19 protein-coding genes and 2 pseudogenes are annotated in these 20860 nt (G+C 61.9%); 16 read left to right on the top strand and 5 right to left on the bottom strand.

The window, feature by feature from the left end:
- Positions 1-3 precede the first annotated feature (3 nt).
- Positions 4-1647 carry an acyl-CoA synthetase gene (locus ACQK2M_RS09190; protein WP_425417538.1) on the bottom strand — a complete coding sequence of 548 codons (1644 nt, stop codon included), beginning with the start codon at positions 1645-1647 and terminating at the stop codon, positions 4-6.
- A gap of 211 nt (positions 1648-1858) precedes the next feature.
- On the opposite strand from ACQK2M_RS09190, the gene ACQK2M_RS09185 reads away from it, so the two are divergent.
- The gene (locus ACQK2M_RS09185) at positions 1859-2536 is read left to right on the top strand and encodes a PRC-barrel domain-containing protein (protein ID WP_425417537.1); all 678 of its coding nucleotides are present in this window, start codon (positions 1859-1861) and stop codon (positions 2534-2536) included.
- A gap of 45 nt (positions 2537-2581) precedes the next feature.
- Here the strand turns inward: ACQK2M_RS09185 and ACQK2M_RS09180 are convergent, their stop codons facing one another.
- On the bottom strand, positions 2582-3643 hold the full coding sequence (locus ACQK2M_RS09180) for an aminopeptidase (protein WP_425417536.1): 1062 nt from the start codon (positions 3641-3643) through the stop codon (positions 2582-2584).
- A 140-nt stretch (positions 3644-3783) separates the two neighbouring features.
- Here ACQK2M_RS09180 and ACQK2M_RS09175 point away from each other — a divergent pair.
- The 8 genes and pseudogenes from ACQK2M_RS09175 to ACQK2M_RS09140 form a co-directional block, all read left to right on the top strand.
- Positions 3784-4632 (top strand): annotated as a pseudogene (locus ACQK2M_RS09175) (ATP-dependent helicase); the annotation flags it as partial.
- 177 nt (positions 4633-4809) lie between these two features.
- A pseudogene (locus ACQK2M_RS09170) lies at positions 4810-6468 on the top strand (ATP-dependent helicase); the annotation flags it as partial.
- Positions 6469-6583: 115 nt separating this feature from the next.
- Complete coding sequence (locus ACQK2M_RS09165) at positions 6584-6841, top strand: hypothetical protein (protein ID WP_425417535.1); 258 nt, start codon at positions 6584-6586, stop codon at positions 6839-6841.
- 562 nt (positions 6842-7403) lie between these two features.
- Complete coding sequence (locus ACQK2M_RS09160) at positions 7404-7925, top strand: Panacea domain-containing protein (protein ID WP_425417534.1); 522 nt, start codon at positions 7404-7406, stop codon at positions 7923-7925.
- 309 nt (positions 7926-8234) lie between these two features.
- Positions 8235-8684 (top strand): hypothetical protein, encoded by a 450-nt coding sequence (locus ACQK2M_RS09155; RefSeq protein ID WP_425417533.1) that lies wholly within the window; start codon positions 8235-8237, stop codon positions 8682-8684.
- A 123-nt stretch (positions 8685-8807) separates the two neighbouring features.
- On the top strand, positions 8808-9620 hold the full coding sequence (locus ACQK2M_RS09150) for an IS5 family transposase (protein ID WP_425416307.1): 813 nt from the start codon (positions 8808-8810) through the stop codon (positions 9618-9620).
- Between the two features lie 1311 nt (positions 9621-10931).
- On the top strand, positions 10932-11669 hold the full coding sequence (locus ACQK2M_RS09145; protein WP_425417532.1) for a hypothetical protein: 738 nt from the start codon (positions 10932-10934) through the stop codon (positions 11667-11669).
- A gap of 167 nt (positions 11670-11836) precedes the next feature.
- Positions 11837-12163, top strand: coding sequence for a hypothetical protein (locus ACQK2M_RS09140; RefSeq protein WP_425417531.1), 327 nt, complete (start codon positions 11837-11839; stop codon positions 12161-12163).
- 38 nt (positions 12164-12201) lie between these two features.
- Here ACQK2M_RS09140 and ACQK2M_RS09135 read toward each other — a convergent pair whose 3' ends face one another.
- Positions 12202-12933 (bottom strand): glutamine amidotransferase, encoded by a 732-nt coding sequence (locus ACQK2M_RS09135; RefSeq protein WP_425417530.1) that lies wholly within the window; start codon positions 12931-12933, stop codon positions 12202-12204.
- Positions 12934-13161: 228 nt separating this feature from the next.
- On the opposite strand from ACQK2M_RS09135, the gene ACQK2M_RS09130 reads away from it, so the two are divergent.
- The 3 genes from ACQK2M_RS09130 (at position 13162) to ppk2 (ending at position 16517) form a co-directional block, all read left to right on the top strand.
- The gene (locus tag ACQK2M_RS09130; protein WP_425417529.1) at positions 13162-13602 is read left to right on the top strand and encodes a TIGR01244 family sulfur transferase; all 441 of its coding nucleotides are present in this window, start codon (positions 13162-13164) and stop codon (positions 13600-13602) included.
- A 180-nt stretch (positions 13603-13782) separates the two neighbouring features.
- A complete protein-coding gene (locus ACQK2M_RS09125) occupies positions 13783-15378 on the top strand; it encodes an isocitrate lyase (protein WP_425417528.1) in 1596 nt (531 codons plus the stop codon).
- Positions 15379-15599: 221 nt separating this feature from the next.
- Positions 15600-16517: a polyphosphate kinase 2 gene (gene ppk2 / locus ACQK2M_RS09120; RefSeq protein WP_425420011.1), complete on the top strand. Its 918-nt coding sequence runs from the start codon at positions 15600-15602 to the stop codon at positions 16515-16517.
- Between the two features lie 2 nt (positions 16518-16519).
- On the opposite strand, the gene ACQK2M_RS09115 is transcribed toward ppk2, so the two are convergent.
- Positions 16520-17434 carry a diacylglycerol/lipid kinase family protein gene (locus tag ACQK2M_RS09115; protein ID WP_425417527.1) on the bottom strand — a complete coding sequence of 305 codons (915 nt, stop codon included), beginning with the start codon at positions 17432-17434 and terminating at the stop codon, positions 16520-16522.
- Between the two features lie 220 nt (positions 17435-17654).
- Here ACQK2M_RS09115 and ACQK2M_RS09110 point away from each other — a divergent pair, with 220 nt between their 5' ends.
- Complete coding sequence (locus ACQK2M_RS09110) at positions 17655-18395, top strand: helix-turn-helix transcriptional regulator (protein WP_425417526.1); 741 nt, start codon at positions 17655-17657, stop codon at positions 18393-18395.
- A 50-nt stretch (positions 18396-18445) separates the two neighbouring features.
- Positions 18446-19144, top strand: a complete 699-nt coding sequence (locus tag ACQK2M_RS09105) for an acyl-homoserine-lactone synthase (protein WP_425417525.1) — start codon at positions 18446-18448, stop codon at positions 19142-19144.
- Here the strand turns inward: ACQK2M_RS09105 and ACQK2M_RS09100 are convergent.
- Positions 19029-19829, bottom strand: a complete 801-nt coding sequence (locus ACQK2M_RS09100; RefSeq protein WP_425417524.1) for a DUF2189 domain-containing protein — start codon at positions 19827-19829, stop codon at positions 19029-19031. The two genes, ACQK2M_RS09105 and ACQK2M_RS09100, sit on opposite strands and share 116 nt — an antisense overlap.
- A 129-nt stretch (positions 19830-19958) precedes the next feature.
- On the opposite strand from ACQK2M_RS09100, the gene ACQK2M_RS09095 reads away from it, so the two are divergent.
- Together ACQK2M_RS09095 and ACQK2M_RS09090 are read left to right on the top strand one after the other, a co-directional pair.
- Positions 19959-20135, top strand: coding sequence for a hypothetical protein (locus ACQK2M_RS09095; RefSeq protein ID WP_223475679.1), 177 nt, complete (start codon positions 19959-19961; stop codon positions 20133-20135).
- Between the two features lie 86 nt (positions 20136-20221).
- Positions 20222-20803 (top strand): SCO family protein, encoded by a 582-nt coding sequence (locus ACQK2M_RS09090; RefSeq protein ID WP_425420010.1) that lies wholly within the window; start codon positions 20222-20224, stop codon positions 20801-20803.
- Positions 20804-20860: the final 57 nt, after the last annotated feature.

Genomic DNA, 20860 nt, shown 5'->3' with positions numbered 1-20860 from the left:
CGCTCACACCCCCTTCGCCTGCTCCCTGAGCACATATTTCTGGATCTTGCCCGTCGAGGTCTTCGGCAACTCCGAAAACACCACGTGGCGCGGGCATTTGTAATGCGCGATCAGGTTGCGGCAGTGGGCGATGATGTCGTCCGCTGAGGCCTCCTTGCCCGGTTTCAGTTCCACGAAGGCGCAGGGCGTCTCGCCCCATTTCTCGTCCGGTCGTGCCACGACCGCCACGGCGGCGACGGACGGGTGCTTGTAGATCGTGTCCTCCACCTCGATCGAGGAGATGTTCTCCCCACCCGAGATGATGATGTCCTTGGACCGGTCCTTCAGCTGGATATAGCCGTCCTCGTGCATCACGCCGAGATCACCGGAATGGAACCAGCCGCCGCGAAACGCCTCGTCGCTCGCGGACGGGTTCTTCAGGTAACCCTTCATCACGATATTGCCGCGGAACATCACCTCGCCCAGCGTCTCGCCGTCGGCGGGCACTTTTTCCATCGTCTCCGGGTCCATCACGGTCACGTCTTCCAGCGCCGTGTAGCGCACGCCCTGGCGCGCCTTTCGCGCCGCCTTGTGCGGGCCGTCGAGCAGGTTCCACTGCGCATGCCACTCATTGACGACCGCCGGCCCGTAGGTTTCGGTCAGCCCGTAGAGATGGGTCACCTCGAAACCCGCATCCGCCATGCCCGACAGCACGCTTTCCGGCGGCGGCGCGGCGGCGGTGTTGAATGTCACGGTCTGCGGGAAATCGCGCTTGTCCTCGTCGGCTGCGTTGATCAGCAGCGACATGACGATCGGCGCACCGCACAGATGCGTCACCCCATGATCCGCGATCGCGTCATACATCGCGCCAGCACGCACCCAGCGAAGGCACACATGCGTGCCCGCCTGCACGGCCAGCGTCCAGGGAAAGCACCAGCCATTGCAGTGGAACATCGGCAGCGTCCACAGATAGACCGGGTGCTTCGCCATGCCGGACGCGATGACATTGGCATAGCCCATCAGCGCCGCGCCGCGATGGTGATAGACCACGCCCTTCGGATTGCCGGTCGTCCCCGACGTGTAGTTGAGCGAGATCGCGTCCCATTCGTCGGCCGGCATCTGCCAGTCGAACTCCGCATCGCCGTCGGCGATTAACGCCTCGTATTCGATATCGCCGATCATCGCGCCCTTCGGGAACGGCGCGTCCTCGGGGTAATCGGGATCGTCGTAATTGATCACCAGCGGGTTGCATTCCGCCCGCTTCAGCGCGGCGGCCATCACATCGGCGAATTCGCGATCGACCAGCACCACCTTCGCCTCGCCGTGATCGAGCTGGAACGCGATGATGTCGGCGTCGAGCCGCGTATTGATCGACAGCAGAACCGCGCCCGCCATCGGAATCCCGTGATGGGCTTCCAGCATGGCCGGCGTGTTGGACAGCATCGCCGCCACCGTGTCGCCGCGCTTAACGCCCGCTTTTTGAAGCGCCGAGGCCAGCTTGCGCGACCGTGCGTAGAAATCGGCATAGGTCCTGCGCAGCGAACCGTGAATGATCGCGACATGGTCCGGAAACACGGCCGCCGCCCGCTCCAGATGCTTGAGCGGTGTCAGCGGCTGGTAATTGGCCGCGTTGCGTTCCAGCCCCTCGCCATAGATCGTGCCTTCCATCTGGTTCCTCCCGAAAATGCGGCGCTCTTCCGCTGATTAATAGGGCCTCGGCGCGGTCGCGTCACCACGAGAATACGCCCGGCCGGTTCCATCACATTCTATTTCAGCCCGGGCGAAATATGTGCCCGACCGAAAAAGGAACATGTTCGGCTTCGGCGCCGTTGTGGACCCAATGGCGCACCCTCCAGTCGCCAGAACAGAGGAGATTGTCATGAAACGCACACTTTTGACTTCGACCGCATTCATCGCCCTGATCGCCGCCCCGCTGGCGCCGGCATTTGCACAGGACCAGGCCCCGGCCGACAAGCCGGCTGTCATCCTGCCGGGCGACGACGTCAACTCGATGGACACGGACACGATGGGGTCCGACACCGGTGAAACCATCACCGGCGAAGCGCCGGCCGAAGAGGTCGCGCCTGCTGCCGAAACCACCGAGATGGCCGAAGCCGACGATTCGATGTTCTTCATCTACGAGGAAGACAACCAGTATCGCTCGACCAAGCTCGTCGGCCACACCGTCATCAACGGCCAGGACGAGACGCTGGGTGACATCAACGACCTCGTCGTTTCCGCCGACGGTCAGCTGGAAGGCGTCATTATCGGCGTCGGCGGCTTCCTCGGCATTGGCGAGAAGGATGTCGGCGTTCGCTTCGACGCCCTGTCGATTTCCGAGAATGTGGAAGCCGGCGACATGAAGCTGGTCCTCGACACCACGCGCGAGGAGCTGGAAGCCGCTCCCTCTTTCGTGACGAAGGAAGAGCAGGCCGCCAATGAACAGCGCAAGAAGACGATCGAGGAACTCGGCACCGATTCGGGCATGACCGGCGCGATCGCGCCCGTCGATCCGAATGCGACCGAGCCGGCAACGCCTGCCGCGCCGGCCGAATAACCGGTCATTCGCACCGAGAAGGGCGGCCACAACGGCCGCCCTTTTTCATGTCCCGCAACGGCGCGCCGCTTTGAGAGCGGCCAGCCTTTTTGTCTTGTCCAGCGCGCCGATCCGCCGGACCGCCTCGTAGAATTTCGGATAGTCGCCCGAGCAGACCTCGAACAGGTCGACGAATGCCGGCACGAGGTCGTTATAGACGGCGGTCGCCGCCAGCTTGGCGTTGTTGATCGGCGTGTCGAACCACGCATCGTAGCCCGCATATCCGCCCCATCGCCCGTCCCGCAAACGCCGGTAACGCGCCCGCAGCCTGTCGATGGCGGCCGCCTTCGCGGCGCGCTTTTCCGCAGCGCTGTCCGCGCCGCGATAAATCCCGATCAGCTCGGTTCGCGTCTCGGCGATCAGATCGAGGAAATCCGCCTCGCGCTTCAGTTCGGCCTCGTAGCGCCCCAACGCGGCCGCATCGCCCTTGTCCTTCAGCCATTTCCTGACCCCGCTCGTTTCCACCGTGACCGCGAAGGCCTCGTTGAAGGCGGTATCGTTGCGCACATAGAACCGCTGATGCGCCAGTTCGTGAAAGACCAGCGACGCCAGAAACGCCTCGTCGCGGCGAAACATCGTGTTGAGCAGCGGATCGCTGAACCAGCCGAGCGTCGAATAGGCAGTGATGCCTGTGACATGGACATCCATGCCCTCGTCCCGCACATCCTTCGCGAATTCGATCGCCGCGTCCCGCGAGAAATAGCCGCGATAGGGCACGCAGCCGAAAACCGGGAAACACCATGTCTGCGGAACCAGGGAGAATTCCGGCGCCGCGAACACCGCCCACGTCACCGCATCGCGCCCGGTATCGACATAACTGCGGTAGCTGGCGTTGTCGGGCAGCGCGAGTTCATCCGTCGCATAACGGCGGATATCGCTTGCCAGCGCCATCTCCGCGCGCAGTTCCGCCGGCTGCGACGGATCGTCGACGAGCTTTGCGACCGGCTGCCGCGCCGAGAGCATCTCCAGATGCCCGTTCACCGACTGCGCGTAATAGGAGATGCCGGTACAGCCGCTGAGCCCCGCAACCAGCACCGCCGCCACCGCAAATCGAACAAACACGCCCATCATGTTTCGCCCATAGCACGGCTTTCGAGCCGCCGCAGGCCATTTCCGCGAAACCCCGCGCCGAAAAAACCTGCGCGCCCACTCGGGCCATTCCTGTTCCGTTCTGGTCTTTCTGCCCCGAATCACTACATTCCGTGTCAATGAGCGATCCTTTCGACGACATTCCCTTCGGCGACGAGCCCCCGCGCCCGGTCGGCGAGCCTTCCGGACTCGCCGCGCGCGCCATGCAGGCCCGCCGGCCGGCGCAGCCGCCCGACTATCTCGACGGCCTCAATGACGAGCAGCGCCGCGCCGTCGAAACCACCGAGGGCCCGGTTCTCGTGCTGGCCGGCGCCGGCACGGGCAAAACCCGCGTGCTGACGACACGCATCGCGCATATCCTGTCGCTCGGCCTCGCCTGGCCGAGCCAGATCCTCGCCGTCACCTTCACCAACAAGGCCGCCCGCGAGATGAAGGAGCGCATCGGCTTCCTCGTCGGCGAGGCGGTCGAGGGCATGCCCTGGCTCGGCACCTTCCACTCCATCGGCGTGAAGATCCTGCGCCGCCACGCCGAACTGGCCGGCCTGCGCTCGGATTTCACCATTCTCGACACCGACGACCAGATCCGCCTGATCAAGCAGGTCATCCAGGCCGAGGGCCTCGACGACAAGCGCTGGGCGCCGCGCACCTTCGCGCAGATGATCGATGGCTGGAAGAACAAGGGCTACGGCCCGAAGGACATCCCCGAGGGCGACGCCCGCGCCTTCGCCAACGGCAAGGGCCGCGAACTCTTCACCGCCTACCAGGACCGCCTCAAGACGCTGAACGCCTGCGATTTCGGCGACCTCCTGTGCCACCCGATCCGCATCTTCCGCGACAATCCAGACGTGCTTGCCGAGTATCACAACAAGTTCAGATACATCCTGGTCGACGAGTACCAGGACACCAACACCGCCCAGTATATGTGGCTCCGCCTGCTGGCGCAGAGGCCGAAGTCCCGGGCCGAAGGCCCGCAAGGCCGACCGGCCGCCGCGCCCGTTGGCGCGCCCTCGCGGAGCGAGCCGCGCAGCGGCGACAGCGTGAGCGAAAATGAAGGCTTCGCGGAAGCCCTCTTCCCCGCCGATTACCCGCCCTCCGCCGAAGGCGGCAAGGGCGACCGCCCGTCGGCCGGTCAGGCCGCCCCCGCGGAGGCCAGCGAGCGGAGCGAGCGCACGGCCGCGAGCGAAAACAAGATCAACATCTGCTGTGTGGGCGACGACGATCAGTCGATCTATGGCTGGCGCGGCGCGGAGGTCGACAACATCCTGCGCTTCGAGAAGGACTTTCCGGGCGCCGCCGTCATCCGCCTCGAACGCAACTACCGCTCGACCGAGCACATTCTCGGCGCCGCCTCGCACCTGATCGCCCACAATGAGGGCCGCCTCGGCAAGACGCTGTTCACCGAGATGTCCGACCCGGACCACACCAGGGTGCAGGTCCACGCCGCGTGGGATTCCGAGGAGGAGGCCCGCGCCGTCGGCGAGGAGATCGAGGCCGCGCAAACCAAGGGCCACCGTCTCAACGACATGGCCATCCTCGTTCGCGCCTCCTTCCAGATGCGCGAATTCGAGGACCGCTTCGTCACGCTTGGCCTGAACTACCGCGTCATCGGCGGCCCGCGCTTCTATGAGCGCATGGAGATCCGCGACGCCATGGCCTATCTGCGCGTCGTGGCGCAGCCGGCCGACGACCTCGCCTTCGAGCGCATCGTCAACACGCCGAAGCGCGGCCTTGGCGATGCGAGCGTGCGCATGGTGCACGACCACGCCCGCAAACAGGGCATTCCCATGCTCGAAGCCGCGCGGGAAATCGTCCAGACCGAGGAAATGAAGCCGAAACCGCGCGCCGCCCTGCGCGAACTGGTCGAGCATTTCGGCCGCTGGCAGGAGCGGCTGGAGAACACGCCGCACCACCTGCTCGCCGAGGAGATCCTCGACGAGAGCGGCTACACCGCCATGTGGCAGAACGATCGCTCGGCCGATGCGCCGGGCCGGCTGGAAAACCTCAAGGAACTGGTCCGTTCCATGGAGGAGTTCGAGAGCCTGCGCTCCTTCCTGGAGCATGTCTCGCTCGTCATGGATGCCGAGCAGAACGAGGACATGGACGCCGTCTCCATCATGACGCTGCACGCCGCCAAGGGGCTGGAGTTCGAGACCGTCTTCCTGCCCGGCTGGGAGGAAGGCCTGTTCCCGCACCAGCGCGCGCTGGACGAAGGCGGTCGCTCCGGCCTGGAGGAAGAGCGCCGCCTCGCCTATGTCGGCCTCACCCGCGCCAAGCGCAATTGCCACATCTGGTTCGTCTCCAACCGCCGCATTCACGGCCTGTGGCAATCCACCGTGCCCTCGCGCTTTCTCGACGAACTGCCGGCCAACCATTGCGACGTCGCCGAGCCGTCATCCAACTATGGCGGCTACGGCTCCTATGGCGCCTCGCGCTTCGACAAGGCCGATCCCTTCACCGCCAACCGCTCCTCGCCCGGCTGGCAGCGCGCCCGGCAAAACCGCAACGCCGGCACCGCGCAAAACTGGGGTTCGCGCTCCGGCGTCGGCGTCGAACGCATTGGCTATGGCGAAACCGACTCGGGCTACGGCGCCGGCCGCAAATCGGTCAAGGGCCGCACCATAGAGGGCGAACTCGTCGCCAAATCCGTCTCCGACACCCCCTCCGACTTCACGACAGGCGACCGCGTCTTCCACATGAAGTTCGGCAACGGCAACGTGGTGTCCGTGGAAGGCAACAAGCTGACGGTCGATTTCGACAAGGCCGGGCAGAAACGCGTGCTGGACGGGTTTGTGGAGCGGGTGTGAGGTTCGCCCCTCTCCCCCTTGGCGGGGGAGAAAGCAAAAGCTTGGGTTTAGCGAAGCTAAGCCCTTAGCTTTTGCAAGAGAGGGGCAAGTCGCCGGCTTCGAAAAGGGGACTAGATTGATTTTCACATCGCTCGGAAAAATCATCGCTTGGCTGACTCTGATAGTCGGGTCGCTTCGCGTCAGCGCAGGGATTTTCGTCGCCTCAATCGATGACCCGGAACGATACGCGTTCGCGGCCAACCGCTATCTAAGCTCTACGAGCGCCGAGGCTATAGACAAGGGAATCTACACCATCTTGATCGGCGTCACCTTGGGCATACTCGCTGAGATAAGTTCATCTGTCTCGATGCGCCGTACGTCCGAGGAAGAATAGGGAAGCCATCTCGAAATATGTCTTCGCCCCTAGCCTGTGCGAAAGGCGACAAGCTGACGGTCGATATCGACAATGCCCGGCAGAAGCGTGTGCTGGACGGGCTTGCGGAAGAGGAAAATCAATAACTATTTGAAATTTAAAGTTTTTCTGCTATATTAGCGATAGCAGAATCGTTTTAAAGAGGTCATAGAAAATGCCGCCAATCAAAGACAAAAACAGAAATTTGGCTACTGGCTTAATGGGCCTGAAGGCTTTAGCCTTCAGGCCCAACAGAGCGCCCATCCTGCGGAAGGTCACTCGACCGGTAAAGCAAAAACGTGAAAATCTAAGAGTGACCTTCCGCAGGATGGGCGCTCGCGCAGGCGCGATTATACGTGATAACCAAGCCCCCTTGTCTATAGGACTGAGATCATTTCAACAGAAATTAATAATCAATTTTAGCTAAATTTCATTTCAGGCGGTGATTAGAAACGCGTGGATAATCGATGCCATCACTTGGGTAAACAGACAAGAACGCTTTCTTCGTGCATCATGTATACGTGTCAGAACGAGAAACTGAAAAATGCGATTTGACGCCGATGAAGGTTTTGACGCAAGGGAGGTTGCAAACCTGATACTCGATCGTTTCAACCCGACCGAATTTCAAATCACAAATCTTAAAATAAATAAGCTTCTCTATTTCGCACATGGTTTCTACCGTGCGAGGTTCGGAAAGAGGCTCATACGAAATCATTTTGAAGCATGGGAAAATGGCCCCGTAGTAAAAGTGATATTTGACGCCTTTAAAAAGAATGGTGCAGAGCCAATTACAAACTCCGCTTTAATCTATGACTATCTGAAAGAATCTCATATCCCGGCCGGATTTGAACATATTCCGGAGGAAGATATCGAATATATCGATAACGTTATTTCCTATTACGTTAAATTCAGCGCTAGAGAATTAGTCGGACTTACCCACAGACCCGGAACTCCGTGGACGCGAGCTCGGAACGCAGAGCGCGGAATGAGATTGCGCGATCGCATACCAGACGAATGGATCAATGAATTCTTTGTGGAAAACTTTGGAAGCCGTGTAGGTAACTAATTTGCAGATACCGAATCATCTCGAATCCATTAGAATAGGCCTCTGATCTCGCACGAGGATTCGGCAATGCGGTTAAGCATAGAGCTAATAGATATCGTCGAGCACGCTAGTCCTGGATTAGCGGACATACGTCCTAGCGACACCACAGCAGTCCTTAATGCTCGCAGTGGCGCATTCATGTCATACAACCTTGCTTTCAGTGATTGCAGGCTGATGCCGTCTGGACTGCTTAAGGAGGACTATATTCGGAGGCGCGCCTTCGACAAAAGGGATTGGGTTCAGCGCGCATGTGTGGAAGTGGCCCTGGGAATGAACCAGTTTCTTGGAGAGCACGCAGATCGCTGGATTGATGTTGGGCGAAAACCCTTTCGTGCCTCAAATAACTTATGGATAAAGCCGAGTATACGCGGAATTATTATCAAGGACGGTATAGTTTCGCCGGTGGTCGCGGTGACGAGAAGGTCTATCCTTTTTGATATGCCGGACGTACTTCCGTTCGTCATGCGTGGTGGTTATGAATTTCATCTTCGCGACGATCCAAACTTTCACGATCTTATTGTTTTAGATCTCACAACTGGAAACCGTGGCCAAGCGCGTAAATCCAGATGCTATCGGCTTAGCGAATCCCACATGATGTCGTTGGACCAATTCGAATACATAGTATCCACCTACGGCACTGCCGCTGCGGAATCCAAATACGGTTTGCACCTTCCCGGCGGGATGTCGATTTCGGACCTGTTCCGTCAGAAGGACCTATAGAGGGACTTTCTTAAGAGGAAGAGCTCCAAGGGCTTAGAGGCCGTCCTGAAACTCGGGGCGAGGCTGGATGGCCGGTCCCGAATGTGATTCCAAACGGTTGTCAAAGCCAGTTTGGAGAGCCTCATGTGGACACCGGCCACCCGGCGGCAGCATAGCCGCGATCATCTGCGTTATGGAAGCGATCTGAGTGATGCGGAATGGGAAATTCTCGCCCCTTTCATGCCGGCGCCGGCAAGGACCGGCCGGCCGCGTCAATGGCCGATGCGCGAGATCATGAACGCCATCTTCTATGTGCTGCGGGGTGGCATCGCCTGGCGGCTTCTGCCCAAGGACTTCCCGCCGATGACGACGGTCTATGGCTGGTTCCTGCGCTTCCGCCGCGAAGGTCTGTTCCAGACAATCAATCACCACCTTGTCATGACCGATCGAGAACGGACCGGACGTGAGGCCAGTCCCTCGGCGGCGGTGATCGACAGCCAAAGCGTCAAGACCGTCGAGGCCGGCGGCCCCAGGGGCTTTGACGCTGGCAAGAAGATCAAAGGGCGCAAGCGCCACGCCATGGTCGATACCGATGGCCGGGCCTTGGTCATCCAGGCGCATCCGGCCGACATTCAGGATCGTGACGGTGCCGTCCCGCTGCTCAAGGCGTCACGACGATCCTTCCCTTTCGTCGAAATCACCTTCGCCGACAGCGCCTATGGCGCCCAGAGGGTCAAGGATGCAACATGCATCGCCATCGAGGTGGTCAAGAAGATCGCCAACCAGATCGGCTTCCACGTCCTGCCGCGCCGCTGGGTGGTCGAACGCACATTCGCCTGGATCAGTCGCAACCGACGGCTGGCCAAGGATTTCGAAGGCACCATCGCCTCCGCCGAGGTCTTCCTCTACGCCGCATCCGTCATGCTGCTCACACGACGACTGGCCCGGTCAGCATGAGTTTCGAGTCGGACTCTCATGGTTATGTACGCGCCTGCTTCGGCATCCGCCTCTTCAACAAATCCGGATGCTTCTCGTTTCCGAACAAATTCGCGAGTTCCGTCTTCCCGATAAAGCCTCGGCGATCGACAAATCTTATGCACCGCCCATCCGCTTGGCTCAACGGTGACGGGTGAGCAGCGATGCTCACGAACTCCCTCCCCCTTGTGGGGAGGGATACAGGGTGGGGGTCGTCGCGGAGCGACAAACCGAGATCCTTCGTGAAAACAGCGCCTTGTAACGAAGGCGCAGGACAACTCCCCAACGTCTTATCCACCGCGTCGCCACCTTCCCCGCCCCTTGCGCCATGACCGCCGCGCAATCCCACACATTCGACTGGTCCGGAGCCATCGCCCGCAATCGCGATGCGCTCTTCATCCAAGCCGGTCTCGACGAGGACGGCGCAGACATGCTGCCCCGCGCGGTTCGGGCAGGCGTCGGGTCAAGAATTCAGGCACCGGTGCTTGTGCAGAAATGCACAGCCCGGATGTAACGGACAGGTCATCCTTGCCGTATCCACAAAGGAGGATCGGAAGATGAATTCCCTATCGAATATCGCAGTATCATCTGTTCTGCTGGTTTCGGCAGTTACCTTCAATCCGGCCATTGCGAGCGCCGATTCAAGCCTCATACTCGTCCAGGCGCAAAGCAATACCCAGATCATCAATGGAAATTCGGCGAGTCAGCGCAGCGGAGGTGCTTCAAATACCTTCAAGGCAGGTCGGGTCGGCACGAAACGGGTCTGCTGCACGAACTATGACCACGTAAACAAATACTCCGGATGTGCGACATTCCACGCAGACCAGTGCCCCAATTACGCGCGTTTCACACCGGCGCCAGAGTAATCGGCTCTGTCGCGAATTGTCGTGCGGGCCTGAACCGCAAAACCGAAACGGGGGCTCCTGGATCGGAGCCCTCAAAGAAGCCCGAAATCACGCAAACCCGGCAAGACTTATCCACCGCCCCGCAACCGCCCCCTACCCTTGCGCCACAATCGCCGCTCAAACCCAAACTTTCCACCGGCCCGCAGCCATCGACCGCAACTGCGCCGCGCTCCTCCGCGCCGATACAGCGCCACACGCTGGCTGAAGGGTGACGGCGAGCAGCGATGCTCACGTCCTCCCTCCCCCTTGTGGGGAGGGATACAGGGTGGGGGTCGTCGCGAAGCGACACACAAAGATCCTTCGTGAAAACAGCGCCTTATAAGGAAAGCGCAGGACGACGCGCCAACGTCTCATCCACCGCCCCACCACCTCCCCCTACCCTTGCGCCATGACCGCCGCGCAAGCCCACACTTTCGACTGGCCCGGAGCCATAGCCCGCAACCGCGATGCGCTCCTGCGCATCGTCGCGGTGCTGTTCATCTATGCCGGGCTGGACGAGGGCGGCGCGGACGAGATGCCGCGCCGGGTCTGGCGCAGGATCATCCGGCTGTTGCGCCCGGCCGAGGCCGCCGCCCGCCGGCTGATCGTCATCGCGTCGCGCGGCATCGAGGTTCCGCCCCCGAAACCCCGCGCGCAAAAAGCGCCCGCGCCCGTCACGCGGGCAACCGGCTGCGTGACCGTTCTCGAAAATGTCGATTTCGGTCTTGCCCGCGCGAGACGGGCCGAACCTGCCGCCAGGCCCGGAAAACCTGCGCCCGCCATTCCCGCCTTTCCGTTGACCGATCCGCCCCGCCGCTTCGATGCGCGGGGCTGGCACGGCCTGCGCCCCTTCCCGCAGGACGGGTTCATGCTTGCCGACCCGAACGAGGAGGTGAGCGCCCGCACGCTCTGCCGCCGCCTTCAGGCGCTGAAACGCGCGCTGGACGATATCGACGGCCACGCGAAGCGCCTCGCTCGCCGGCGCGCCCGCCGCGATGCCGGCCTGCGCGGTCCCTGGCACCGCCCGTTTCTGCGGCGCGGCCTTCCGCCCGGCCATCGCAAGCGGCCGGCAAACGAGGCCGACGATATCCTGCGCGAATGCCATGCGCTGGCGTGTCAGGCGGCGATGCCGCTGAACACGTCGTGACCGGGTGTGCGCCCGTGACAAAGACGGCAAGGCGCTTGCGGCCGGAACAACCGGCGCGCGGGGACGATCGCGCGCGCCCTGCCCTTCTTCCTTACCGATTTGTAACTGGGCCTGCCGCGATTCCGCCCCTATCGTGCCATGATCCGAAACGCATCCGGAGGTCTCCCATGCGCTTCTACCTGCTCGTTCTGGCCGTCGCCGTGGCCGGCATTGCTGCGAATTCCGCGCTGGCGCGGCAACCGTTGAAGAACGATCCGCACCGCCCGGTCGAAAAGATCGCCGCCGATCTGGACATCGCGCCCGGCCAGTTCGTCGCCTGCTTTTCCAATGTGAACCCGGCCCCGCAAGGCTCCCGCGCGTCCGGGGCGCGCGAAACCGCCAACAAGGCGATCCTGCTTCCCTGCCTCCAGGCCGCCAATCCCGCGATCTCCAACACCCGCCTCGATGCGGTGATGGACAAATACCGGCCCGAGGGCCGCGTCGCGGGGAAGTGAAGGGCTGGTGCAACTCAAGTTGCTATGGAAAAAAGGCACTAGCCGTAGCGTTCGACGAAATTCCTGAGAATGCGCGCGCCCGCCTGCGGGTCGCCCCGCCGCGCCGCCGCCGTCAGATGCTCCGCGTCGCCGGGGTCGAAATAGCCCTTCTCGCGATAGATGCGGATGCGCAGCGCGAAGACCTCGCCATCGGCTTCCGGGTGGAACTGCGTCGCATAGACGTTCTCGCCGAAGCGGATCATCTGGAACGGACAGGCATCGCCCGCCACCAGATGCACACAGCCCTCCGGCAGGTCCTGCACCGCTTCCTTGTGGCCGACAAAGGCGTCGAACGGCCCGTCGATCCCGAAAAGCAGCGGATCGGCCCGCCCGGCCTCGGTCGCCGTCGCGCGCACCACCGAAACCGGCTCGCCGAAGCGGTCCTTCGAGACGCGGCCGCCCAGGTGATGCGCCAGGATGCCGATGCCGTAGCAGCAGCCGAGAAACGGCACGTCGCCCCCGGTGATCGCCGGCATCAGGCTCATCACCTCGTCCTCGATGTGCTTTTCCAGCGGGCTCTTGTCCTCCGGCGCGTCGGACACGCAACCCGGCCCGCCGCCGACGATCACGCCGGCATAATCGGCAAGGTCGATCGCCGGCAGTTCCTCGCGCTCCAGCCGAATGCGCCGCGCGCGATCCTCGCTCAGCCCGCCCTTGTCCAGGATGGCGCGAAACTCGTCGTCGGAGGCCTCCGCCTCGGGGCGCAATTGCAGGATCAGGAACGGTTTCATGGGGCCCGCCTTGGAAGGAACGCCGCGTTTAATGAGCCAATCGCCCGCCTGCGTCAAACGCGCATGCGGATTCGCTTTTCACCGAACGCCGCGCCCGCGCAAAGGAATTCCTCCGCGCACCGCCAATTGAGCTTCGCCATCTTATCCACCGGCCTCGGCGAGAGCGATAATGGCGCCAGCCCGGATTGCGTCCGGCACCGGGCGGTTCGAACGGGAAAGGCGGCCCGCATGGCCAGGATCGCACAGCTTGAAGACAACGTCTTCGTCGCCGCGCAGCTCACGGCGGACGATTTCGCGGACATCGCCGCGCGCGGCATCCGCACCATCGTCAACAACCGCCCCGACGGCGAGGCCAACGACCAGTTGCCAAGCGAGGAAGCCGAAGTCGCCGCATTGCGCTACGGCCTCGTCTATCGCCACCTGCCCGTGACCAATCACGACGTCACCGAGGATGAGCCCGTCGCCGCGCAGGCGAAGGCGCTGCGCGATCTTCCCGGCCCGATCCTGTTCTATTGCCGCTCCGGCAATCGCTCCACCATCCTGTGGGCGCAGGCCTCCGCCGCCCGCCTCGGCACCGACACGGTTCTGCAGAGCGCCGCGCAGGCCGGCTACCAGCTCGAGGAACTGCGCGAGTTCATCGACGACCACGCGGCCTCCATCGCCGCCTGACAGACGCCGGATTGACACGCCCCGTCTTGTAAATTTTTTACAATTTTACTGCCCGTTACACCGCGCCGCAACATTTCGACACGAATTGCGGCGCTGTTTTGCGCGATTTTCGTGACTCTCGCCCATCTCCGCTGCATTGCGACATGACAGATTTTTACAAATCGACGAGAGGAACCCGAAATGTCATACACCCAGGATATCCAGGAAGCTCGTAATCTGATCGCCGATCGCGGCAACAGCTGGGACGCCATCGATGCCGAGGCGGTCGCCCGCATGCGCGCCCAGAACAAGTTCAAGACCGGCCTCGACATCGCCCGCTACACGGCGAAGATCATGCGCGAGGACATGGCGGCCTACGATGCAGATCCGGCTAATTACACCCAGTCGCTGGGCTGCTGGCACGGTTTCATCGGGCAGCAGAAGATGATCTCCATCAAGAAGCATTTCGGCTCCACCAAGCGCCGCTATCTCTACCTGTCCGGCTGGATGGTCGCCGCGCTGCGTTCCGATTTCGGCCCGCTGCCGGACCAGTCCATGCATGAAAAGACCTCCGTGCCCGCGCTGATCGAGGAACTCTACACCTTCCTGCGCCAGGCGGATTCACGCGAGCTCAACCTGCTCTTCCGCGACCTCGATGCCGCCCGCGATGCCGGCGACGCCAACAAGGCGGCCGAGATCCAGCACAGAATTGACAATCACGAGACCCACATCGTGCCGATCATCGCCGATATCGATGCCGGCTTCGGCAATGCCGAGGCCACCTACCTGCTCGCCAAGAAGATGATCGAGGCTGGCGCCTGCGCGCTGCAGATCGAAAACCAGGTGTCCGACGAGAAGCAGTGCGGCCACCAGGACGGCAAGGTCACCGTTCCCCACGAGGACTTCCTCGCCAAGGTCCGCGCCTGCCGCTACGCCTTCCTCGAACTTGGCGTCGATGACGGCGTCATCGTCACGCGGACCGATTCTCTCGGTGCGGGCCTGACCAAGCAGATCGCCTATTCCAGCGAAGCCGGCGATCTCGGCGACCAGTATAACGCCTTCCTCGACTGCGAGGAGATTTCGGCCGACGAGCTCCGCTCCTCCGATGTCGTCATCAAGCGCGACGGCAAGCTGCTGCGCCCGAAGCGCCTGCCCTCCAACCTGTTCCAGTTCCGGCCCGGAACCGGCGAGGACCGCTGCGTGCTCGATTCGATCACCTCGCTGCAGAACGGCGCGGACCTGATCTGGATCGAGACCGAGAAGCCGCATATCGGCCAGATCGGCGGCATGATGAACCGCATCCGCGAAGTCGTCCCGAACGCCAAGCTGGTCTACAACAACTCGCCGTCCTTCAACTGGACCCTGAACTTCCGCCAGCAGGTCTACGATGCCTGGGAGGCCGAGGGCCGCGACGTGTCCGCTTACGACCGCGCGACGCTGATGAGCGCCGCCTATGACGGGTCGGAACTGGCCGCCGAAGCCGACGAGCGCATCCGCACCTTCCAGCGCGACGCGGCGCGTGATGCCGGCATCTTCCACCACCTCATCACCCTGCCGACCTACCACACGGCCGCCCTGTCGACCGACAATCTGGCAAAGGAGTATTTCGGCGAGGAGGGCATGCTCGGCTACGTCAAGAACGTCCAGCGCGCCGAGATCCGCCAGGGCATCGCCTGCGTCAAGCACCAGAACATGGCCGGCTCCGACATCGGCGACGACCACAAGGAGTGGTTCGCGGGCGAAGCGGCGCTCAAGGCCAGCGGCAAGGACAACACCATGAACCAGTTCGCCGCCTGACCCGGCGATCCTTGGAGGAGGAGAAAAGGCGGGCTTCGGCCCGCCTTTTTACGTCAAGACCGGAGAAGCACCCTCATCGCAAGGGCCGGCTGCCGCCAAATATCCACCGCGCGATGGATTGGCGTAAGGTGCGTGTGTCACAAAAGCTTCAAACAGCGCAGCCAAGGAATGTCGGCACGCCCGGCGCCGGGACAGATCAAAAGGACAAGGATGCAATGACGATGGATACGGGTCAGCACGACGATGTTCAGGATTGGCTGGAGGCGGAACTAGCGGACACGCTCGATGAAGATTTCGAGCTGGAGATTTCCGAGCCCGCATTATCGATGGAACTGCGCAAGATCTACAACAAGGCGCATCCCACGCAGATCGACCGCAGGGTCTATTTCCGCGAGCTGATCCGCCTGCAATCCGAACTGATCAAGCTGCAGGACTGGGTTGCCTATAGCGGCGAGCGCATCGTCGTGCTGTTCGAGGGCCGCGATTCCGCCGGCAAGGGTGGCGTCATCAAGCGCATCACCCAGCGTCTCAATCCGCGCATCTGCCGCGTCGTCGCCCTGCCCGCGCCGACCGATCGCGAAAAAACGCAGTGGTATTTCCAGCGCTATGTCCCGCATCTGCCGGCTGCCGGCGAGATCGTTCTGTTCGATCGTTCCTGGTACAACCGCGCCGGGGTCGAGCGGGTCATGGGCTTCGCAAACCCGGACCAGGTTGAACAGTTTTTCGACGACGTTCCCGAATTCGAACGCATGCTGGTGCGAAACGGCACCCGCCTCGTCAAATACTGGTTCTCCATCACCGACGAGGAACAGCAGATGCGCTTCCTCATGCGCATCCACGATCCGATGAAGCAGTGGAAACTGTCGCCAATGGACCTTCAGTCGCGCGTGCGCTGGGAGCAATACACCAAGGCCAAGGAGGAGATGTTCGCGCGCACCAACATTCCCGAAGCCCCGTGGTACATCGTCGAGGGCAACGACAAGAAGCGCGCGCGCCTCAACTGCATCGACCACCTGTTGAACCTGATTCCCTACGAACCTGTACCGCACGACGATATCGAACTGCCGGAACGCGTGTTCAATCCGGAATACGAACGCGCCGTGCTGCCGCCGGAACTCTACGTGCCGAGCAAGTACTGATCCTACTGACCGCGCACGGCATCGGCCTCGCGCGGCATGATCACATTGAGCCCGCCCGGCGCGATCCGCACCTCGACCGGGCTGCTCATCTTGACGAGTTCGCCGTCGATTGCGGCCTTCACCGTACGCCTTCGCGTCAGTCGAAGATGCGTCGCCGTGAAAACCTCCATCTGCGGCATGCCCGCCCAGGTGCCGACCGGTATCCGGGCCGCTATCGCCGCCAGCTCCGCCGGCTTGCGCGCATGAGCGATATAGACGCCGAGCTCGCCGGTATCGACACGGTCGGCATAGGGCAGATGCCCTTCCCCGTAAGGATTGTTTGAAATGGCCAACACGGACGTCACGATGGCGCGCCCAGATTCATCACCATTCTCCATCCGGATCCGTACCCGCGGAGGACGCAGGATCGCCCCCGAGAGCGACCGCATGCCGCCAATCAGCTTGCCGAGGCGGGAGCCGAATTTCTGGCGGTCGCGTTCCTCGATCATCTCCGGATGCAACCCGAGCGAGAATTCGTGGATGAAGGGACGATCATTCGCGAAGGCGATATCGACCGCTTTCGGTTCGCCGGCCGCAAGCGCTGCGATCGCGGGTTCGATGTCGAGCGGAATGCCGAGCGAACGCGCGAACAGGTTCATGTTGCCACCGGGCAGGATAGCGAGCGCCTTGTCCGTCTTGTGGATGATGCCGGCTGCCGCCGAGATCGTACCGTCACCGCCGCCCGCCATCACGGCATCGGTATTTTTCGCCTCGCAGGCTTCGGTCAACGCCTCGCCCATCTCCGCTCCATGGTGGAAGCCGATCGAGATGGAGTGGCCTTTTTCGGTGAACCGTTCGCGCAGAGAATCGGCAAGCCGGTCCCTGTCGACTGTTTTCAGCGTCGAGGCATCGGGATTGATCACTGCGGCGAAATGCATGGCGGTGAAACGACCTCTCTCTTTTCTCCGGCTGTGGCGCTGCGAGTATAAATGGGGCGCTCCACCAAATCGCCAAAGCCCGGCGGTGATAACGGCCCCGATATACGGGTTGTCCCGGCGCGCTGTAATCGCCTACAATTAATTGTATGATTTTTCGGGCACTGTCTTTCGAACGCGTCAGACGACGTCCGGTTGCGTGTCATTGGGGGAATAATCTGTAATGTATCGCGTGTTGGTCGCGCCCGATTTCGTCGTGGCGCCATCGAATCCCGACTTTCCGCCCGCCATTCTGGAAGCCATGAAGAAAGCATGCGCGGACACCGGGAGCAATTACATATCCTTCTGGGCCCAGGTCGGCGGCGGAGGAATCGCCTCCAACATCATCGTGACGACCTACCCTGAGAAGTGGCTGGAACGCTATACCGAGCGCAACTATGCGCAGATCGATCCCGTCATCGCGAAGGGACTCGAGTCGGTCAGCGCCGTGATCTTCGATCACCGTCATCCGGACAATGCCGAACTCGCCGAACTGGCCGAAGGCGCGATAGCGCATGATATCGGCCTCTACACCATCGGCATGCCCGTCCATATCGGCAAGAACATCCGCTCCGTGACGACATTCGCCACCGATGTCGATGTCACCAACGCCCGCGACGAGGCCAGCGGCCTGATGGCAAAATTCCGGGAACACTCCCATATCATCGCGCTGACCGTCACCGAACAGTTCCTGAAAAACGATCCGCTCAAGGTCGACCTCACGGACCGCGAGATCGAGGTTCTCTACTGGGGCGCGCAGGGCAAGACCGACAAGCAGATCGGCGAAATTCTGAAAATCTCGCGCTGGACGGTCATCGCCCACCTCCAGAGCGCCAAGACGAAGCTGCATGTGTCCAACAAGTCGGCGGCGATTGCTCGCGCGCTGGAGTTGAAATTGTTAAGTCGATACGATCAGAAGTTGTAATTCGATCCTGCCTTCGCTAAGACGGACTCCGGCTCGGACCGGAGGCGTCGATGATCATCCATGTGGAAATGCATGACCGCGCGGACCATGCGCGCGAAGTGGCTGGCTATTACCGTTTGCGCAAGACGGTGTTCCATGACCGGCTTGGCTGGGACGTGGAGGTCCAGGGCGACGAGGAACGCGATTGCCTCGACGACATGCCCTGCACCTACGCGCTTTCCGTCGATGAAAACGGCCAGGTGAATGCGGGAATCCGGCTGATTCCGACCACGCAGACGACGCTGCTGGATCTCGCCTTCGACGGCCTCGTGCCGGAGGACTTCGATTTCCACTCACCCACGATCTGGGAACTCTCGCGGTTCTGCGTCGACAGCGCGGCCGCGGCGGAGCGCCTGCCGGTCGGGCTTGGAATGGCGACGCTGGAACTGTCTCTCGCCAATCTCGACTACGCGCTGCGCAACGGTATCACCCACTACATCATCGTCACCGAACGCCGGATGTACGAGTTGACCCGCGTCTTCAGCCTCGGCTTCGAGCTTCTCGGCAGCCGCACAATCGACGGTTGTGACGTCGTGTGCGGCCTCATCTCGATCGATGAACGCGCGCGCGCCGCCTCCGAGCGGCTATGCGGCGTCATTCAGGCGCAACGCACTTCTTGTACAGATGCCACGTCGCATGCCCGAGCACCGGAAGCGTCACGATCAGACCCAGAAACATTGGCAGCGAAGACACGATCACCGCAAGCGTGACGAACACGCCCCAGCCGAGCATGGGAACCGGGTTGGAGGTCACGGATTTGACGCTGGTGATCATCGCGGTCACGAAATCGGATTCGCGGTCGAGAAGCAGCGGGATCGAGACGACCGTGATGGAAAAGAGCACCATCGCCAGGATGGCGCCGACCACGTGACCGACCGCGAGGAACGTCCAGCCCTGCGGCGTCGTGAACACGACCTCGATGAACCGGTCGAGTGTCGAGAAGGACGAACGCGACAGGATGATCGCAACGAGAAGGCGCACCTGGTACATCCAGACCCAGAACACGAACAGCATGACGAACGCCATCCAGGCCAGTTCACGCTGGCGTTGCAGCCAGACCACGCCGAGAATTTCACCCCATGACAGGGGCTTCCCCGCCTCCAGCCGCCGGCTGACCTCGTAGAGGCCCACCGCCACGAACGGTCCGACCAGCGGAAAGCCGATCGCCACCGGATAGATCATCCACGGGATGTCCCATGTCGTCAGCGAAAGGGCGATGATGATGCCGCCAAGCGCAAAGACCCCGCCGAAGAACAGCCCGAACAATGGCGCGCGCAAGAAATCCGACAGGCCGGCTTTCAGGACCTCCGCAATGTCGCCGACGGCGATCGTGTTGACGGTCGGCATGGCCGGCGGCCGCCGTGCTGCGCTGTCCGCGTTGTTTTCATTCGTCATGATTTGTCCTCCCGTCACAGACTGCGACACATTGTAACGCGCGGCAATTGTGCTCATTGACGCAAGTCAACATGCGCGGCGCAATTCGGTCCGATTGGATTGACGGCCCGAATGCGCTAGAACGCCACCATGAACGACAGGATGACCCTTCGACCGCAACAGGCGCGTGGCACCGAAACGCGCGCAATCATCGTGGCGTCCGCGATTGCCGCTGTTATCGGCGCGGTCGGCGTCGCCGGATGGCTCGCAAATGGCGATACGCTGTTCTGGTCGATGCTGCAGGCCGGCCTGGCCTGGTGCCTTTGACCCGGCGCAGCGAAGCCGCGCCAAAATGACCGGATGAAATTCCGACGCATTTCCCCTAAGTGGAACCCGATAACAATGAGAGGTCCATCATGCGTGCGATAATCGCTGGTCTCGTCGTCGTGCTCGCCGTCGTCGGCGCATGGCTGGGATACGAGATCTACCGTCAGGGATCGGGCGGATCCGGCGAACCCTACGGTGTCGCCTTCAACCTCATTGACCAGGACGGTGAGCCGATCAGCGAGCAGGCCTTTCGCGGTCACCCGACCGCGATCTTCTTCGGCTTCACCCATTGCCCGGAAATCTGCCCGACCACGCTCTACGAAATGAGCACCTGGTTCGATACGCTCGGCGAGGACGGCAAGGACATCGAGGCGTATTTCATCACCATCGACCCGGAACGCGACACGCCCGAAATTCTCGGCGGATATGTATCGAGCGTGACCGACCGCGTGCGCGGCATTACCGGCGATCCCGACGCCGTCAGGGAGATGGCGCGCGGCTTCAATATCTATTTCAAACGCATCGACATGGATGACGGCGACTACACGATGGACCACACCGCCTCGGTCATCCTGCTCGACAGCGAGGGGCGCTTCCGCAAGACGATCGCCTTCGGCGAAGATACCGAGACCGCCATCCAGAAACTGCGCGATCTCGCGGAAACCTGACGCAGCGCGATCCAGGCCCTTGCCCCACCGGGTACAATGGCAATATGACCGTGTGAC

This window comes from Oricola indica (assembly GCF_965227485.1).
Taxonomy (GTDB): Bacteria; Pseudomonadota; Alphaproteobacteria; order Rhizobiales; family Rhizobiaceae; genus Oricola; species Oricola indica.
The sequence above is the reverse complement of the archived record's forward strand: the minus strand, read 5'-3'. Positions and strand labels throughout refer to the sequence as shown.

Coding starts and splice junctions, on each gene's coding strand:
- ACQK2M_RS09190 (WP_425417538.1), bottom strand. CDS start 1,647: ATGGAAGGCACGATCTATGGCGAGGGGCTGGAACGCAACGCGGCCAAT.
- ACQK2M_RS09185 (WP_425417537.1), top strand. CDS start 1,859: ATGAAACGCACACTTTTGACTTCGACCGCATTCATCGCCCTGATCGCC.
- ACQK2M_RS09180 (WP_425417536.1), bottom strand. CDS start 3,643: ATGGGCGTGTTTGTTCGATTTGCGGTGGCGGCGGTGCTGGTTGCGGGG.
- ACQK2M_RS09160 (WP_425417534.1), top strand. CDS start 7,404: ATGCGATTTGACGCCGATGAAGGTTTTGACGCAAGGGAGGTTGCAAAC.
- ACQK2M_RS09155 (WP_425417533.1), top strand. CDS start 8,235: ATGAACCAGTTTCTTGGAGAGCACGCAGATCGCTGGATTGATGTTGGG.
- ACQK2M_RS09150 (WP_425416307.1), top strand. CDS start 8,808: ATGTGGACACCGGCCACCCGGCGGCAGCATAGCCGCGATCATCTGCGT.
- ACQK2M_RS09145 (WP_425417532.1), top strand. CDS start 10,932: ATGACCGCCGCGCAAGCCCACACTTTCGACTGGCCCGGAGCCATAGCC.
- ACQK2M_RS09140 (WP_425417531.1), top strand. CDS start 11,837: ATGCGCTTCTACCTGCTCGTTCTGGCCGTCGCCGTGGCCGGCATTGCT.
- ACQK2M_RS09135 (WP_425417530.1), bottom strand. CDS start 12,933: ATGAAACCGTTCCTGATCCTGCAATTGCGCCCCGAGGCGGAGGCCTCC.
- ACQK2M_RS09130 (WP_425417529.1), top strand. CDS start 13,162: ATGGCCAGGATCGCACAGCTTGAAGACAACGTCTTCGTCGCCGCGCAG.
- ACQK2M_RS09125 (WP_425417528.1), top strand. CDS start 13,783: ATGTCATACACCCAGGATATCCAGGAAGCTCGTAATCTGATCGCCGAT.
- ppk2 (WP_425420011.1), top strand. CDS start 15,600: ATGGATACGGGTCAGCACGACGATGTTCAGGATTGGCTGGAGGCGGAA.
- ACQK2M_RS09115 (WP_425417527.1), bottom strand. CDS start 17,434: ATGCATTTCGCCGCAGTGATCAATCCCGATGCCTCGACGCTGAAAACA.
- ACQK2M_RS09110 (WP_425417526.1), top strand. CDS start 17,655: ATGTATCGCGTGTTGGTCGCGCCCGATTTCGTCGTGGCGCCATCGAAT.
- ACQK2M_RS09105 (WP_425417525.1), top strand. CDS start 18,446: ATGATCATCCATGTGGAAATGCATGACCGCGCGGACCATGCGCGCGAA.
- ACQK2M_RS09100 (WP_425417524.1), bottom strand. CDS start 19,829: ATGACGAATGAAAACAACGCGGACAGCGCAGCACGGCGGCCGCCGGCC.
- ACQK2M_RS09095 (WP_223475679.1), top strand. CDS start 19,959: ATGAACGACAGGATGACCCTTCGACCGCAACAGGCGCGTGGCACCGAA.